The sequence below is a fragment of the Streptomyces sp. A0642 genome (genome assembly GCF_004795105.1).
In the GTDB taxonomy this organism is placed as follows: Bacteria; Actinomycetota; Actinomycetes; order Streptomycetales; family Streptomycetaceae; genus Streptomyces.
Genome location: NZ_SSBL01000001.1, coordinates 471,671 through 486,733, shown reverse-complemented (window position 1 = coordinate 486,733; position 15,063 = coordinate 471,671). Strand labels below are relative to the sequence as shown.

The following is a 15,063-nucleotide window of genomic DNA, read 5'->3' as shown; positions in this document are numbered from 1 at the left end:
GGCGACGTGACCGGTCCACACCTCGGCACACGCCCCGCAGCATGGACTGCGGCGATCGTGCTCTCCGTCACCGCCGGCGGCCTCGCCGGCGGCACGGCCCACGCGGAGGACATCGACCACCTCACCGCGCAGCAGATCGCCGACCGCTCCCGCGACGCACTGCTCGGCGCCGAGTCCCTGCACCTGAGCACGCGTGGGGACCTCGGCAGCGGACGTACCCCCATGTCGCTGGAGCTCACCCTGGACCGGGACGGCAACTGCAACGGTTCGGTGAACCTCGGCGCCGGCCAGGGCTCGGCGCTGATCGTGAAGCGGGGCGACGACGTCTGGATCAAGCCCGACGCGGACTTCTGGGAGAACCAGGTCCCCAACGGCGGTTCCGCCTTCGCCGCGATCGTGGGCGGCCGCTACATGAAGGGGTCGGCGGACGACCCCCGGCTGAGCGCCCTGACCAGGACCTGTGACCTCAACACCTTCCAGAAGCTGGTCAGCGACAACGCGAACGACGACACCGGCACGCTCAACAAGGGCGCGAAGACGATGCTCGGCAAGGCGTCCGTCGTGCCGGTGACGAGGATGCGGGACGGTACGACGCTGACGGTGGACGTGGCGGCCACCGGCAAGCCGTATCCGCTGCGGCTCACCATCGAGGGCAACGGCGCGGACGCGGTCGTGGGCTTCTCCGCCTTCGACGAGCCGGTTCCCCGGACCACGCCCTCGCCAGCCGACTCGTTCGACGTCAGCGCACTGCTGGGGCGGACGACGAGCCCGGTGTGACGCGCTCACGGCCGGTGAGCAGCACGTACAGCAGCAGCGAGGACGCCAGTCCGACCGCCCAGCCGTAGTCGGCGAGGGGTTTCAGGAACGGGACCAGGCCGTCCGCCGGGAAGGGCCCCTTGCCGGGCTCCGAGTGCGAGCCGCCGATCGCCAGGACACCGCCGACGGCGAAGGCGGCGACGGCCCGCCAGTTCCAGCCGTTCGTGTACCAGTAGCGGCCGCCGGGCCGGTAGAGGTCGGCGAGGTCGAGCACGGTGCGCCGGACGATCCAGTAGTCGGCGATGAGGATGCCCGCGACGGTGCCGAGTAGCCCGCCGACGAGTCCGAGCCACGTGAAGATGTACAGCTCGGGTGTCCCGGTGAGCTTCCACGGCATGATCACGACGCCCACGACGCCCGTGATCAGCGCGCCCGTACGGAAGTTGACGAACTTCGGCGCGAGGTTCGCCAGGTCGTACGCCGGCGACACCACGTTCGCCGCGATGTTCACGGAGACCGTCGCCACCAGCACCGTCACGAGCGCGTACAGCAGCCCGAAGACGTTGTCGGTCCGGGCGACCAGTTGCACCGGATCCCAGATCGCCTCCCCGTACACCGCCTGGGAGCCGGACGTCACCAGGACGGAGAGCAGCGCGAAGAGCGTCATCGTGGTGGGCAGACCCAGCGACTGGCCGCGGATCTGGGCGCGTTGTCCGGCGCCGAAGCGGGTGAAGTCGGGGATGTTCAGGGACAGCGTGGCCCAGAAGGCGATCATGCCCATCAGCGAGGGGAAGAAGACCGGCCAGAAATCCTTGCCCCAGCCGAGCTTCGACGGCTGGTCCAGCAACGGGCCCAAGCCGCCCGCCTTGACGGCGACCCAGACCAGCAGCACCAGCGCGCCGGCGATGACGAAGGGCGCCGCCCAGTTCTCGAACCGGCGCAGGGTGTCCATCCCCCGGTGGATGATGGCGAGTTCGAGCGCCCAGAACAGCACGAAGCAGAGCCAGAGCGTCCACGGCTGCCCGCCGATCTCGCCGGCCTCCGCCCAGCCCCCGAAGATCTTTCCGAGCAGGGTGAAGATGCCGACGCCGCCGATCCAGGTCTGGATGCCGAACCAGGCACACGCCACCGCGGCCCGGATCAGAGCGGGCAGATTGGCGCCGCGCAGCCCGAACGAGGCCCGGGCCAGCACCGGGAAGGGGATGCCGTACTTGGGCCCGGCGTGCCCGGTGAGCAGCATGGGTCCGAGGACGATCAGGTTGGCCAGCGCGATGGTGAAGACCGCCTGCTTCCAGTCCATGCCGAGGGCGACGAGGCCGGAGGCGAGGAGCCAGGACGGGATGTTGTGGGCCATGCCGACCCAGAGGGCGGCGAAGTTGTAGGTGGTCCAGTCGCGCCGCTCCAGGGGGACCGGCAGGAGGTCGTCGTTGACGAAGCGGCTGTCGTCGGGTGCGGCCCCGGCGGGGAGCTCGACGCGGTCGGGGGCCGCGGTTATCCGGTCCCCGGGCGGGGGTGGTGGGGCGGTCGATGTCATGGCGGCTTGACCCTTCGCTCGGGAACGGTGCCGTGCGGGGCGGGGCGCGGGGGGTTGCGTACGAGGGGAGGGAACGCGCGGTCGAGGGACGAGGTGCGTACGAGAAGAGGGGGCGGCGCGGTCAGTCGGTGAGCGCGGGGATGATCTCGGATCCGTAGGCGTCGATCGTCGCCTCGCGGGCGTCGTGCATGTTGTACACGGCGAACTGGTCGACGCCCAGGTCGCGCAGCGCGCGCAGCTTCTCGATGTGCGCCTCGGGCGGGCCCAGGAGGCAGAAGCGGTCGACGATCTCGTCAGGGACGAAGGTGGTGTCGGGGTTCCCGGCACGGCCGTGGTGGCTGTAGTCGTATCCCGAGCGTCCGGCGATGTACGCGGTCAGGGCCTCGGGGACGAGTCCGGAGTGCTCGCCGTAGCGGGAGACCAGGTCGGCGACGTGGTTGCCGACCATGCCGCCGAACCAGCGGCACTGCTCGCGGGCGTGGTCGAGGTCGTCCCCCACGTAGGCGGGCGCGGCCACGCAGATGGTCACGGAGTCCGGGTCGCGTCCCGCCTCGGCTGCCGCGTCCCGTACGGCCTTGATCATCCATTCGGTGAGGAAGGGGTCGGCGAGCTGGAGGATGAAGCCGTCGGCCTTCTGCCCGGCGAGCGCGAGCGCCTTGGGGCCGTACGCGGCCATCCATACGGGCAGCCGGCCGTCCTTGATCCAGGGGATCTGCACCGGCTGTCCGTCGACGAGCGCCTCGCGCCCCTCGGCGAGGTCGCGGATGGCGTCGATGGCCTCCCCGAGCCGGGCCAGGGTGTTGGGGCTGCGTCCGGCGACGCGCATCGCCGAGTCGCCGCGGCCGATGCCGCACACCGTGCGGTTGCCGTACATGTCGTTGAGGGTGGCGAAGGTGGAGGCGGTCACCTCCCAGGTGCGGGTTCCCGGGTTGGTCACCATGGGGCCGACCACGAGGCGTTCGGTGTGTTCGAGGATGCGGCTGTAGATGACGAAGGGCTCCTGCCAGAGCACCGCCGAGTCGAAGGTCCAGCCGTAGCGGAAGCCGTTGCGTTCGGCGCGGCGCATCAGGCCGACGACGGCCGAGGCGGGAGGGTCCGTCTGCAGGACGAGTCCGAAGTCCATACATGTGCTCCTGGTCCGGGTGCTGACAGGTGGAGCGCGGGTGTGCATGCCGTGGCCTGCGCGGCCGGTCGGAATGTGCAGGTCAGTGCCGCCCTCGAGTGCCGCGTTCGGGCAGATCCTTCCACACGGGGTCGCACCGGACGGTGCACGACGCCGCCCCGAGCGCGAGTCGCGGGGGGATGATTCTGGACCGGTTCCGGGGCTTTGGGAAGAGGCCCTCCGCGGCACGCCGGGGCCGTCCGTGGCCCGCCGCGGCCATCCGTGCGTACCGCCGGTCGTTTGGCGGGGTGTGTCGCGGGCACTGCGAGGAATCGAGGCGCGACCATCGATGACGGAGCGCGACCCGACGGATCACGAAGCGCGAGGGCAGTGATGAGCGACCAGAACATGGCGGACGACGCCTACCAGCCGACCGGCGGCAACGAGGAGCAGGAGGACGCGGCGCCCCTGGACATGCAGGACGCGGTGGACGAACGCACGTACGACGACGTGCTCGACGAGGGCTACTCGCCGCCGGAGAAGCCGCTGGGCGTCACGAAGACCGGCACCACGGCCGCGGAGCAGCACGAGGGCGAGTCCCTGGACGAGCGCCTGGCTCAGGAGGTACCGGACACGGGGCAGCCCGACGGCGACGGCGTCGGCGACCTGCCGGACGGTGAGGGCGAGCCCCTCGACCCGGAGGCCGGGGAGGACCGGGCGGGCCGTCTGGTGGCCCCGGACGAGGGCGTGCGCCCCGACAGCACCAAGGAAGCCGTGGCCTTCGACGCGGGCGTGGACGGCGGCGCGGCGGGCGCCGAGGAGGCCGCGGTCCACACCGTCCGCGAGGAGGACCTGCCGCCGGCCCCCGATCCCGAGGGCTGACGTGCTGCCCCCTTGAACGGCGGGCCGACCGGACGCCGCCGGGCCCGGCCGGGTCTCGGTGGCCCCGGAGCCGGCGCGTGTCCGGCCCCGGGGCCCGCGTTCCGCCTCAGCGGGTGACGACGTGCCGCTCGTTCGGGACGCAGTGCGTCATGGTCAGCCCGCTGACGTCGCGCGGCGGGTTCTTCCCCAGGCGGGTGAGCCGCTTACGGTCCTCGTCGCCGAGTTCCTGCCCGGCCAGCGGCTCGAGTCCCGCGACGTCCTGCGCGCGGATGCCGAGGCCGTCGCCGATCTTGAGGCCCAGCTCGTTCTCCACGAGGAGGAAGTGCCAGACCATCCTCTCCTGGACCACCCGGTCGCACTGGGCGAGCAGGCCGACGAGGTTCTGCACCAGATCGTCCCGCTCCCACTGCTCCATCAGGAGATAACGCTGGCCGGCCTGCAGGTAGTCGTTGGTCCGCGGGATGCGCTTGCGCGTCAGCCTGCCGCGGATCTCCGGCCCCACCTCGTCGTGGGTCGGATACCGGGCCTCCCGCAGTCCGCCGGTGAGGGACGGCTCGTAGTTGACGAGGGGGTTCTCGCCGCCCCCGTCGACGTGATAGGCCATCAGCCCGTCGCGCTGGTTGGTCCGCACGTCGGCGTTCTTGGCCTGGTTGACGGGCAGCTGGAGGTAGTTGGGACCGACCCGGTAGCGCTGGGTGTCGCTGTACGAGAAGGTGCGGCCGACGAGCATCTTGTCGTCGGAGAAGTCGAGCCCGTCGACGAGCACACCGGTGCCGAAGGAGATCTGCTCGTTCTCCGCGAAGTAGTTCTCCGGCATCCGGTTCAGCACCATCCGGCCGACCGCCTTCGGCGGGAAGTCCTGTTCGGGCCACGTCTTCGTGTCGTCGAGGGGGTCGAAGTCCAGCTCGGGGTGGTCGTGGTCCTCCATCACCTGGACGAGCAGTTCCCACTCCGGGTGGTCGCCGCGCGCGACCGACTCGTACAGGTCCTTGGTGGCGTGGCCCAGGCCCTCGGCCTGCACGTGGGCCGCGTCCTCCTCGGTCATGCTGCGGACGCCCTGCTTGGGCATCCAGTGGTACTTCACCAGAAGGGTCTCGCCCTCCTCGTTGACCCACTTGTACGTGTTGACGCCGAAACCCTGCATGTGCCGGTAGTCCGACGGGATGCCCCGCGGGCTGAACAGGTTGACCAGCATGTGCATGGACTCGGGCGTCTGGGACATGAAGTCGAAGATCCGCCGCGGCTGCTGCTCGAAGGTCACCGGGTCCGGCTTGAGGGCGTGGATGACGTCGGGGAACTTGATGGCGTCCCGGATGAAGAAGACGCCCAGGTTGTTGCCGACGAGGTCCCAGTTGCCGTCCTCGGTGTAGAACTTCACCGCGAAGCCGCGGGGGTCGCGGGCCGCTTCGGAGGAGTCGCGGCCGCCGATGACGGTCGAGAAGCGCACGGCGACATCCGTGCGCTTGCCGCGCTCCTGGAAGAGCTTGGCGCGGGTGAAGCGGCCGATGGGCTCGTCACCGAAGGTCCCGTACGCCTCGAAGTAGCCGTACGCGGTCACACCCCGGGCGTGCACGACGCGTTCGGGGATGCGCTCGCGGTCGAAGTGGCTGATCTTCTCGAGGAACTGGTAGTTCTCCAGCGTGGCCGGGCCGCGGGCGCCGACGGTGCGCTGGTTCTGGTTGTCGTAGACCGGATGGCCCTGCCGGTTGGTCAGCGTCTTCCGGTCGTCACCGGAGGCGGGGCCCTTGCTCGATACGTCCGTCACGTTCGTCGACTCCTTCGACCCGTTTCGTTCCCTATGACCAGTTTTTCATGATATGCGAGATATGCGGCTTCGGACCGGCCGAACATCCGGTCGGACCGGCGGTTGTCGCCGCATCGGCCCCCTGACGGCGAGCCCCGGCGGTGTCCGCCCCGCCGGGAAGGTGGCGGACGTGTCCCTGCGGGATAAGGGAAATCCGGCACAAGGGAAATCCGGCCCCGCTCGCGAGGGGCGCCGGTGGCGGGCGGAAGACCGGCCCGTGTCGACGACGGCGGTCGGGGTACCGGTGGTACCTGGGCAGGAATCGTCGACGCCTCCCGAGCCGCACACCCGGTGCGGCGGCAGGCGTCCGGAAACGGAGCAGCAGGTGACACCGAACGCGGAAGGCAACCCTCCCGGCGGACGCGAGCCCGTCACCGAGTTCCGTCCGGCGGGCGGCGCCGACGGGCCCGCGGGAGCGTCCCCGGACCACGAGCTCCCCGCCGAGGAGCTTCCGCCCGACCTCAACCAGGCGATTCTGGAGGCGGCCAAGCAGGTCGCCTCCATCCTGAAGAAACACGGGCACGCCTTCGCCCTCGCCGGCAGCGTCGCCGTCTACGCGCACGGCGGTACCGGCAACCTCCAGCACGACGCCGACTTCTGTATCCGGCCGGAGGACGCCGACGCGGTCGTGGCCACCTTGGAGGAGGCCGGTCTGCCGGTCTTCACCCCTCCGGAGGACTGGCTGGTCAAGGCCAAGTGCCTCGGCCAGGACATCGACCTCATCTTCGAGCTGGCGAGCCGGCCCGTGACGACGGAGTTGCTGGAGCGGGCCACGGAGCTGCCGGTGGACTCCGTCCACATGCCGGTGCTGGCGCCGACCGATCTGATGCGGGCCCTGCTCGCCGCCTTCTCGGAGCACCACTGCGACTTCGGCGCCGTGCTGCCCATCGCCCGGCAACTGCGCGAGAGGGTCGACTGGCAGGCGATCCGCGGCGAGTACGGAGACGCACCGATGCCGGCGGCCTTCCTCTTTCTGCTGGAACGCCTGGAAGTCATCGCGCCGCGAGGAGGAGAACGATGAACGACCCCGCCAACGCCGAATACCGCATCGCCCATCTGAAGGAACGTCTCGCCGCGGAGGAGCTGGGTGAGCTCGGCATCCGCATCGAGAACCGCGGATCGTCCGTGAGCGTCATGGGAACCGTTCCCACGGCACACTGCCGCAGCGAGCTGCTGCGCACGGTGAACGACGAACTCGTGGGCGAGACCGTTCACTTCGACGTCGTGGTGGCTGATCCAGCGGCCCCGGACCACCCGGAGGAGGTCGCATGATCCGCGTGGCGGCCGTGGGGGACATTCACATGGGTCTCGACAGCGAGGGTGTGCTCCGGCCCGCCTTCGAGACGCTTGCCGACTGCGCGGACCTGCTGCTCCTGGCCGGAGACCTGACGCGCCACGGCACGCCGGACGAGGCCAGGGTGGTCGCCCGGGAGATGGCCGGCCTCCCGGTGCCGGTCGTCGCCGTGCTCGGCAACCACGACCACCACGACGAGCGGCCGGAAGAGGTCACCGCCATCCTCCGCGAAGGGGGCGTGCGGGTGCTGGAGGGCCAGAGCACCGTGGTGGAGGTCGAGGGCAGGCGGGTGGGGATCGCGGGCACCAAGGGCTTCGGCGGCGGATTCGCGGGCCGCAGCGGCAGCGAGTTCGGCGAACCCCTGATGAAGGAGTTCATCCGGTACACCCGCCGCTGCGCCGACGGACTGCGGGCCTCTCTGACGGATCTGGCCGAGCAGGGATGCGATACACGCGTCGCGCTCACGCACTTCGCGCCGGTACCGGACACGCTGGCGGGGGAACCCCTGGAGATCTACCCGTTCCTCGGGAGCTACCTGCTCGCGGAAGCGGTGGACGCGGCCGGCGCGGACCTGGCCGTCCACGGCCATGCGCACGCGGGCACCGAGCACGGGATGACCAGTGGCGGCGTCCCCGTACGCAACGTCGCCCAGCCCGTCATCCGCAAGGCGTTCAACGTCTACCACGTGCGGGGCGACGGGCGCGCGAAGACCGCTGCGGCGGACCACAGCGGATAGGGCCGCGTCCGGACCGGCGGCACACTCCTCCTCGGCGCCGGCGGGCGTGTGCGCCGGGAGTTGCGGGCCCGGGCGCTCTAGCGTGCTGCGATGCGCTCTGTCCCGTTGTGGGTCCTGTTCTCCTCGGTGTCCGCTCCCGTCCTTCTCGTCGGCGGCTGGACGGCATCGGCGGCGCTCCAGGGGCCCGCCTACGATCCCGCCTCGACCACGATCAGCGTCCTCGCCGCCGACGGGGCGGGCAGCTACTGGGTGATGACCTCAGCCCTGCTGGCCCTCGGCGCCTGTCACGTGGTGACCGCCTGCGGGCTGCGCCCCGCCGCGCCCCTCGGCCGGGTGGCGCTGGCGGGCGGCGGGCTCTCGGCGATGCTGCTCGCGCTGTTCCCGGCCCCGCTGAGCGGCGGCTCCTTCCCGCACGGTGTCGTAGTGACCGTGGGCTTCTCGTTGCTGGCGGTGTGGCCGGTCCTGGCCGTGCGCCGCGGCGTCCCGGCCAGGCGGCCTCTGCCGGCGCCGGGCGCCGCGTCTGCGGACCGCAGAGCACCGTGGGGCCTGCGGCCGGGTCCCTCCGTCGGCGCTTCAGCCCTGATGTGGGCGGGCGGCGCCTGGTTCCTGCTCGCCCTCTTCGTGCTCGGCACCGCAGGAGCGGCCGAGCGGGTGCTCACGTTCGGTCAGTCGTTCTGGCCTCTCGTCGTGGTCGTCTCCTGCGTCCGGTGCTGACCGCGACCCGCCGGCCGGGCCCGCGGCGCCGGCGGCAGGGGGCCGGGCGCGACTGTGCGCCGGCAACCCGGGCCCCACTTCCGGTCACCCGTGAGGGTTCAGTGCGCGTACTGGCTGATGCCTCGCGGCACGTACGTTCCGTGCCCCGCCTTCCCCGCGTACGCACGGTTGTCGATCACGGGAACCCCGCGTGACAGAACGGTCTCCACCCGCCCTCTGACGCGCTTGCCCTCGTACGCCGAGTAGTCGACGTTCATGTGGTGCGTCTCGGCGGAGAGGGTGTGCTCGGCGTGCGGGTCGTAGACGACGATGTCGGCGTCCGAGCCCGGGGCGATGGTGCCCTTCTTCGGGTAGAGGCCGAACATCCGGGCCGGTGAGGCGCAGGCGATCTCGATCCAGCGGCGGCGCGAGATGTGGCCGTCGACGACCGCCTGGTGCAGCAGGTCCATCCGGTGCTCGACGCCCGGCATGCCGTTGGGGATCTTCGAGAAGTCGCCGCGGCCCCTCTCCTTCTGCCCGGAGAAGCAGAAGGGGCAGTGGTCGGTGGAGACGACCTGGAGTTCGTTGTTCCGCAGGCCCCGCCACAGGGCTTCCTGGTGCTCCTTCGGCCGCAGTGGTGTGGAGCAGACGTACTTGGCTCCCTCGAAGTCCGGCTCGGCCAGGTTGTCGGTGGAGAGGAAGAGGTACTGCGGGCAGGTCTCGCCGAAGACGGGCAGCCCCTTGTGCCGGGCGGCCGCGATCTCGGCGACGGCCTCGTCGGCGGAGACGTGCACGACGTACAGCGGGGCCCCGGCGACGCGGGCCAGCTGGATCGCGCGATGGGTGGCCTCGGCCTCCAGTGCCACCTTCCGTACGTCCCCGTGGAAGCGGGGATCCGTGCGGCCGGCGGCGAGGGCCTGTTCGACCAGGACGTCGATGGCGATGCCGTTCTCCGCGTGCATCATGATCAGGCCGCCGTTGGACCCGGCCCGCTGCATGGCGCGCAGGATCTGGCCGTCGTCGCTGTAGAAGACGCCCGGGTAGGCCATGAACAGCTTGAAGGACGTGACGCCCTCCGCGACCAGCAGGTCCATCTCCTTGAGCGAGGACTCGTTCACATCGGCGAGGATCATGTGGAACGCGTAGTCGATCGCGCAGTTGCCGTCCGCCTTGGCGTACCAGGCGTCGAGCCCCTCGCGCAGCGAGCGCCCCACGGACTGGATCGCGAAGTCGACGATCGTGGTGGTGCCGCCCCAGGCGGCGGCCCGGGTGCCGGTCTCGAAGGTGTCCGCCGCGAAGGTGCCGCCGAACGGCATCTCCATGTGCGTGTGCGCGTCGACACCGCCCGGGATGACGTACTTACCCGTGGCGTCGATGGTCCGGTCGGCGGTCCAGGCTGCTGCGGCGTCGGTGCCGGGCGCGGCGAGCGCGGCGACGCGGCCGCCCTCGACGAGTACGTCGGCGTGGATCTCGTCGGACGCGGTGATGACGAGGCCGCCGTGGATGACGGTGCGGGTCATGTACCCCTCCTCACTGTGGCGGAATGGGTCCACGCACGTGGACGCCGTGCGTGATGAAGAACGTAGAAGCGGGTGGCCCACGGGGGCAATACCGGGGTGCCGGGCGGGGTGCGGCGGACCTGCGGGCCGTCGCACCCCGGGTCCTCACCCCACCGACCGCAGCGCCTCGGCGAGGATCGCCGCGCCCTCCTCCGCCTCCGGGATGGAGAGCGAGAGCGGCGGGGCGATGCGCAGCACGCTGGTGTCGTGGCCCCCGCCCTTCCCGATGAGCAGGCCGCCCTCCCGGGCCGCTTCGAGCACGGTCGCGGCGGCTTCCGGGTTCGCCTCGTCGGTGCCCGGCTTCACCAGCTCGATGCCGATCATCAGGCCGCGCCCGCGCACCTCCCGTACGCATTCCGAGGCCGCGCCGATCGCCCGCAGGCGCTCGATCAGCAGCCCGCCGACGCGGCGCGCGTTGCCCTGGAGGTCGTGTTCGAGGAGGTACGAGAGGTTGGCCAGGCCGGCGGCCATCGTGACCGGCGAACCGCCGAACGTCGAGATGGAGTTGGCGTCCAGGCAGTTCATGACGTCGGCACGGGCGACGACACCGCCGATCGACATGCCGTTGCCGATGCCCTTGGCGAAGGTGAGGATCTCCGGCGGGCCGTTGCGCCCGTGCGCCTGCCAGCCCCAGAAGTGCTCACCGGTGCGTCCCCAGCCGGTCTGCACCTCGTCGGAGATCCACAGGATGCCGTGGCGGTCCAGGACTTCGCGGAACGCGGCGTACAGGCCGTCGGGCGGGGAGGTGAACCCGCCGACGCCCTGGATGGGTTCCGCGATCAGTGCGGCGGGCGAGCGGGTGTGGCCGAGCAGGTCCTCCAGGTCGGCGACGCAGGCGGCGATGAACTCCCCGTCGCCCAGGTGCGCGTACGGGCCGCGGTTGCGGACGCCCCCGTGCACGTACAGCGTCTGGAGCGGCGACAGACTGGTGGGCGACCAGGCGTGGTTGCCGGTGATGGAGACCGCCGAGAACGACCGGCCGTGGTAGCTGTTGCGCATCGCGAGGATCTGGTTCGACCTGCGGTACGTGGTGGCGAGCAGCAGGGCCGTGTCGTTCGCCTCGGTGCCGGAGGTGGTGAAGAAGACCCTGGCCTCCGGGATGCCGGAGAGGGTGGCGACCCGCTCGGCGAGTTCGACCATGGGCCGGTTCAGATAGAGCGTGGAGGAGTGGATGATCCGCCCGGCCTGCTCGCTGACCGCCTTGGTGACCTCGGGCAGTGCGTGGGCGGTCATCGTGGTGAGGATGCCGCCGAAGAAGTCGAGGTAGCGGTTGCCGTCGGCGTCCCAGACGTGGCGGCCCTCGCCGTGCGTGATCTCCAGCGGGTGCCGGTAGTAGAGCGCCAGCCAGTCGGGGCTGACGGCGAGGTGGCGGTGGTGCAGGCTGCTCACGGCTCCACCAGTCCCTCGTACGCGTCGGGGCGGCGGTCCCGGTAGAACGCCCACTGCTGACGGACCGCCTCGATGAGCCCGAAGTCCAGGTCCCGGACGAGGAGTTCCTCCTCCTTGTCGCTGGCTACGTCACCGACGAACTGGCCGCGCGGGTCGACGAAGTAGCTCGTTCCGTAGAAGTCGTTGTCGCCGTACTCCTCCTGGCCGACGCGGTTGATCGCGGCGATGAAGTACTCGTTGGCGACGGCCGAGGCGGGCTGCTCCAGCTGCCAGAGGTAGCCGGAGAGACCGCGCGAGGTCGCGGACGGGTTGTACACCAGCTGGGCTCCGTTGAGACCGAGTTGCCGCCACCCCTCGGGGAAGTGCCGGTCGTAGCAGATGTACACGCCGACCTTGCCGACCGCCGTGTCGAACACCGGCCAGCCGACGTTTCCCGGCTTGAAGTAGTACTTCTCCCAGAACCCCTTGACCTGCGGGATGTGGTGCTTGCGGTACTTGCCGAGGTACGAGCCGTCGGCGTCGATCACGGCAGCGGTGTTGTAGTAGAAGCCGGACTGCTCGACCTCGAAGACCGGGACGACGATCACCATGCCGGTCTCGCGGGCCAGTTCCCGCATCCGCTGCACGGTCGGCCCGTCGGGCACGGCCTCCGCCCAGCGGTAGTGCTCGGGTTCCTGCACCTGGCAGAAGTAGGGGGCGTTGAACACCTCCTGGAACCCGATGATCTTCGCCCCCTGCCGGGCGGCCTCCCGAGCGTGTTCCTCGTGCTTGGCGATCATGGATTCGGTGTCGCCGGTCCAGGTCGCCTGGACGAGTGCGGCGCGTACGACGTGGGACATGAGCTGCTCCTTCGACGCGGCGTCAGAGAGCCTCTTCGCGTTTCTACGCCCGTAGACACGTGCGTACGGGAGAACGTAAGCCCCGTCACACAGCGGGGCAAGACCATCGCCGTGAACCAGCGGAGTCGATCATGTTTCACACCCGTGCGGTCCAGTGCCCGGGGTGGGCCGGATGGCGGTGGGCCGCCCGGGGCCCTGCGGGCCCGGCCGATCCGGGCGACGGGCCTCACGGCCGGAAGCCCGCCAGACGCAGGGCGCGCTCCACGTCCCGCTCCCGGTCCGCGGACACCGTCCGGGCCGCAGCGAGCAGGTGCGGTACGAGGTGGTGCGGATCGCTCTCCGCGATGCCGGCCACGTCCTGCGGTGTCCGTACACGGACGAACGCACCGAGCAGCGCCTGTGCCTGGGCTCCGCGGCCGGCCCGGTCCAGGGCCGTCACCGCGTCGGCGATCTCGGCGGCCGGCCGTGCCACGCCCTGGCGCAACAGGTGCCCGCAGTCCTCCGGGCGCCCGGCGCCGGCCAGCGCGTCCGCGGCGGCCGCGAGCTCGGCCGGGGGCAGCGAGGAGACCTCCCACAGCAGGGTCGCCCAGTCCGCGCCGAGCCCCGCCCGGTGGAGTTCGACGGCGAGGACCGGCAGCAGTTCGGCGGGCCGGCCCGCCGCCTCGCAGAGCACGCCGTGGGCCTCACCGCTGCGGCCCTCCGCCCGGAGCCGGAGCAGGGTCGCGACGGTGTCCCGTGCGGCGTGCAGCACGGCCGGGTCCTGAGCCGCCGCGGCGTCCCCGGCCGGGGCGCCCTCCCCACGGGGGGCGGCTCCGAAGCGTGCTCCCCGGGGCTGGGCGGCCCCCGCCGGCGGAAGGGGAAGAACGGGCGCGGAGGCCTCCGCCTCGACGTCCAGCCCGGCGAAGCGCGCCCCCCGCGACCTCTTGCGCGCGGGGGGCGCGGGCGACTGACGGGCGGGTTCGGCGGGATCGGGGCGGGCAGGCTCGGCGGGCGCGGGGCGGGCGGGCTCGGTGGGCGCGGGGCGGGCGGGCTCCGGTGCGTTCGCCAACCCCGGCCCCGGGCCCGGCGCGACGTCCCCTTCCGCTTCGGCGCGGGACCAGCCCGCGGGCACCGCCGCCGCGGCCAGTCTCCTGCGCAGTTCCTCACAGCGCGCCGAGGCCCGGGCGTGGTCGTCGCGGGCCCAGGCGACCGCTTCCGCGTCCAGGGTGCCCGCCTCGCCGCCGGTCAGGGCAGCGCTCAGCCGCTGCGCCGCGTTCGCCTGCTCCCGCAGCATCAGCTCCAGCCGCTCCGCAAGCTGCCGACGCCCGCCGGGGCGCCGGTCGTGGGCGGCGGCGGAGGCGGCGTAGAGCCCGGCCGCACGTACCGCAGCGCGCTCCGCGAAGACCGCGCCGCGCACGGACGCGAGGTCGGCGAAGAGCGACTCCATGACGTCCCAGGGCGGAATCTCCGAGCCCGCCAGACAGGCCCGCATCCCCTCGGGATCACGGCGGCAGAACACTCCGTACCAACCCCGTCCGGGATCGAGCAGCGCGGCCACCTCTCGCAGATGGTGCGCGAACTCCCCCAGGGAATCAGAACGCTGATGCTCCGTCACCGTCACCGCCATCGCCGCCTTCGGCCGCTGCCGACTGGAGCCTTCCAGTCCGCAGGCATTCGACCGCAGTCGTGTTACGGGACGACTACACGCACTTTTCGACCCGGGTCCGAGCGGCGCGCACCAGCCGGCGCGCGCCCCTCGGCGCCTGGCGCGTGGATCAGAAGGTGATGGCGATCCCGGTCTGGGGCCGCTTGCCGAGCCGGACGATCATCGCCGGGTAGTCGAGCAGCCAGTACTTCCAGGTGTACTTGCGGGCGATGGCCCGCCGCGCACCGTTGGTGCCCTTCTCGTCGAGCAGCCGGCCGGTCCCCTCGGCGCTGGGGGCGCCCTCCGCGATCCGCCCGCGCACATCGCAGACGGTGACGAGGACCCGGCTGTCGTTGCGCAGCCGCTTGACCTTCCACGAATCGCTCTTGGTCCAGACGAACAGTTCGTCCCCCTCGGCCGCGGCCCACACCGGCGTGGCGACGGGGGTGCCGTCCTTCCGGTAGGTAGTGAGGCTGATGTATTCACTGCGGGCGAAGTCCTGAAGGCTCATGGTCCAACCCTACTCAGGGAGAACGCCGTTCACCCCGCTACCCGGCGAGCGGGACGATGTCCGGCTCCCGGGCGCACCGCAGGAGCACGTCATCCATGGAGAGGCCGAGCGCCCCGGCGAGCGCCGCCACGGTGAAGAAGGCGGGGGTCGGAGCGCGACCGGTCTCGATCTTGCGCAGCGTCTCGGCCGAGATTCCGGCACAGGCGGCGACGTCGGACATGCTGCGGCGGCCGCGCACCTCGCGGAGCAGTCGGCCGAGCCGTTCGCCTCGCAGGCGCTCTTCGGGGGTGAGGGGCGTTCGTACCATGCCGTCATTCTAATACCGCTCCGACCGGTATAG

At 71.4% G+C, this 15,063-nt stretch carries 15 protein-coding genes; 6 read left to right on the top strand and 9 right to left on the bottom strand.

What is annotated here, in order from left to right; all coding sequences use genetic code 11:
* Positions 1-6 precede the first annotated feature (6 nt).
* Positions 7-777 carry a hypothetical protein gene (locus tag E6R60_RS02005; RefSeq protein ID WP_136324591.1) on the top strand — a complete coding sequence of 257 codons (771 nt, stop codon included), beginning with the start codon at positions 7-9 and terminating at the stop codon, positions 775-777.
* Here the strand turns inward: E6R60_RS02005 and E6R60_RS02000 are convergent.
* The gene (locus tag E6R60_RS02000) at positions 740-2,290 is read right to left on the bottom strand and encodes an NCS1 family nucleobase:cation symporter-1 (RefSeq protein WP_136324590.1); all 1,551 of its coding nucleotides are present in this window, start codon (positions 2,288-2,290) and stop codon (positions 740-742) included. The genes E6R60_RS02005 and E6R60_RS02000 overlap by 38 nt on opposite strands.
* Positions 2,291-2,411: 121 nt before the next feature.
* Positions 2,412-3,413, bottom strand: coding sequence for a TIGR03842 family LLM class F420-dependent oxidoreductase (locus tag E6R60_RS01995; protein WP_136324589.1), 1,002 nt, complete (start codon positions 3,411-3,413; stop codon positions 2,412-2,414).
* Positions 3,414-3,785: 372 nt separating this feature from the next.
* On the opposite strand from E6R60_RS01995, the gene E6R60_RS01990 reads away from it, so the two are divergent.
* Positions 3,786-4,274: a DUF5709 domain-containing protein gene (locus tag E6R60_RS01990; protein ID WP_136324588.1), complete on the top strand. Its 489-nt coding sequence runs from the start codon at positions 3,786-3,788 to the stop codon at positions 4,272-4,274.
* A gap of 106 nt (positions 4,275-4,380) precedes the next feature.
* Here E6R60_RS01990 and E6R60_RS01985 read toward each other — a convergent pair whose 3' ends face one another.
* Positions 4,381-6,039, bottom strand: a complete 1,659-nt coding sequence (locus E6R60_RS01985; RefSeq protein ID WP_136324587.1) for a catalase — start codon at positions 6,037-6,039, stop codon at positions 4,381-4,383.
* Positions 6,040-6,403: 364 nt separating this feature from the next.
* Between E6R60_RS01985 and E6R60_RS01980 the strand changes: the two genes are divergently transcribed.
* The 4 genes from E6R60_RS01980 (at position 6,404) to E6R60_RS01965 (ending at position 8,822) form a co-directional block, all read left to right on the top strand.
* Positions 6,404-7,099, top strand: a complete 696-nt coding sequence (locus E6R60_RS01980) for a hypothetical protein (RefSeq protein ID WP_136324586.1) — start codon at positions 6,404-6,406, stop codon at positions 7,097-7,099.
* Complete coding sequence (locus E6R60_RS01975) at positions 7,096-7,350, top strand: hypothetical protein (protein ID WP_136324585.1); 255 nt, start codon at positions 7,096-7,098, stop codon at positions 7,348-7,350. Before E6R60_RS01980 ends, E6R60_RS01975 begins: the two co-directional genes overlap by 4 nt.
* A complete protein-coding gene (locus E6R60_RS01970) occupies positions 7,347-8,108 on the top strand; it encodes a metallophosphoesterase (protein ID WP_136324584.1) in 762 nt (253 codons plus the stop codon). The genes E6R60_RS01975 and E6R60_RS01970 overlap by 4 nt, the downstream gene beginning before the upstream one ends.
* Before the next feature lie 90 nt (positions 8,109-8,198).
* Positions 8,199-8,822, top strand: a complete 624-nt coding sequence (locus E6R60_RS01965; protein ID WP_136324583.1) for a DUF998 domain-containing protein — start codon at positions 8,199-8,201, stop codon at positions 8,820-8,822.
* 98 nt (positions 8,823-8,920) lie between these two features.
* Here the strand turns inward: E6R60_RS01965 and hydA are convergent, their stop codons facing one another.
* The 6 genes from hydA to E6R60_RS01935 form a co-directional block, all read right to left on the bottom strand.
* Positions 8,921-10,321, bottom strand: a complete 1,401-nt coding sequence (hydA, locus tag E6R60_RS01960) for a dihydropyrimidinase (RefSeq protein ID WP_136324582.1) — start codon at positions 10,319-10,321, stop codon at positions 8,921-8,923.
* Between the two features lie 144 nt (positions 10,322-10,465).
* Complete coding sequence (locus E6R60_RS01955) at positions 10,466-11,749, bottom strand: aspartate aminotransferase family protein (protein ID WP_136324581.1); 1,284 nt, start codon at positions 11,747-11,749, stop codon at positions 10,466-10,468.
* Positions 11,746-12,588, bottom strand: coding sequence for a nitrilase-related carbon-nitrogen hydrolase (locus E6R60_RS01950; protein WP_136324580.1), 843 nt, complete (start codon positions 12,586-12,588; stop codon positions 11,746-11,748). Before E6R60_RS01950 ends, E6R60_RS01955 begins: the two co-directional genes overlap by 4 nt.
* Before the next feature lie 226 nt (positions 12,589-12,814).
* On the bottom strand, positions 12,815-14,182 hold the full coding sequence (locus E6R60_RS01945; RefSeq protein ID WP_206309289.1) for a hypothetical protein: 1,368 nt from the start codon (positions 14,180-14,182) through the stop codon (positions 12,815-12,817).
* Positions 14,183-14,342: 160 nt separating this feature from the next.
* Positions 14,343-14,723: a PPOX class F420-dependent oxidoreductase gene (locus E6R60_RS01940; RefSeq protein ID WP_136324579.1), complete on the bottom strand. Its 381-nt coding sequence runs from the start codon at positions 14,721-14,723 to the stop codon at positions 14,343-14,345.
* A gap of 37 nt (positions 14,724-14,760) precedes the next feature.
* Positions 14,761-15,030, bottom strand: coding sequence for a helix-turn-helix transcriptional regulator (locus E6R60_RS01935; RefSeq protein ID WP_136324578.1), 270 nt, complete (start codon positions 15,028-15,030; stop codon positions 14,761-14,763).
* Positions 15,031-15,063 lie beyond the last annotated feature (33 nt).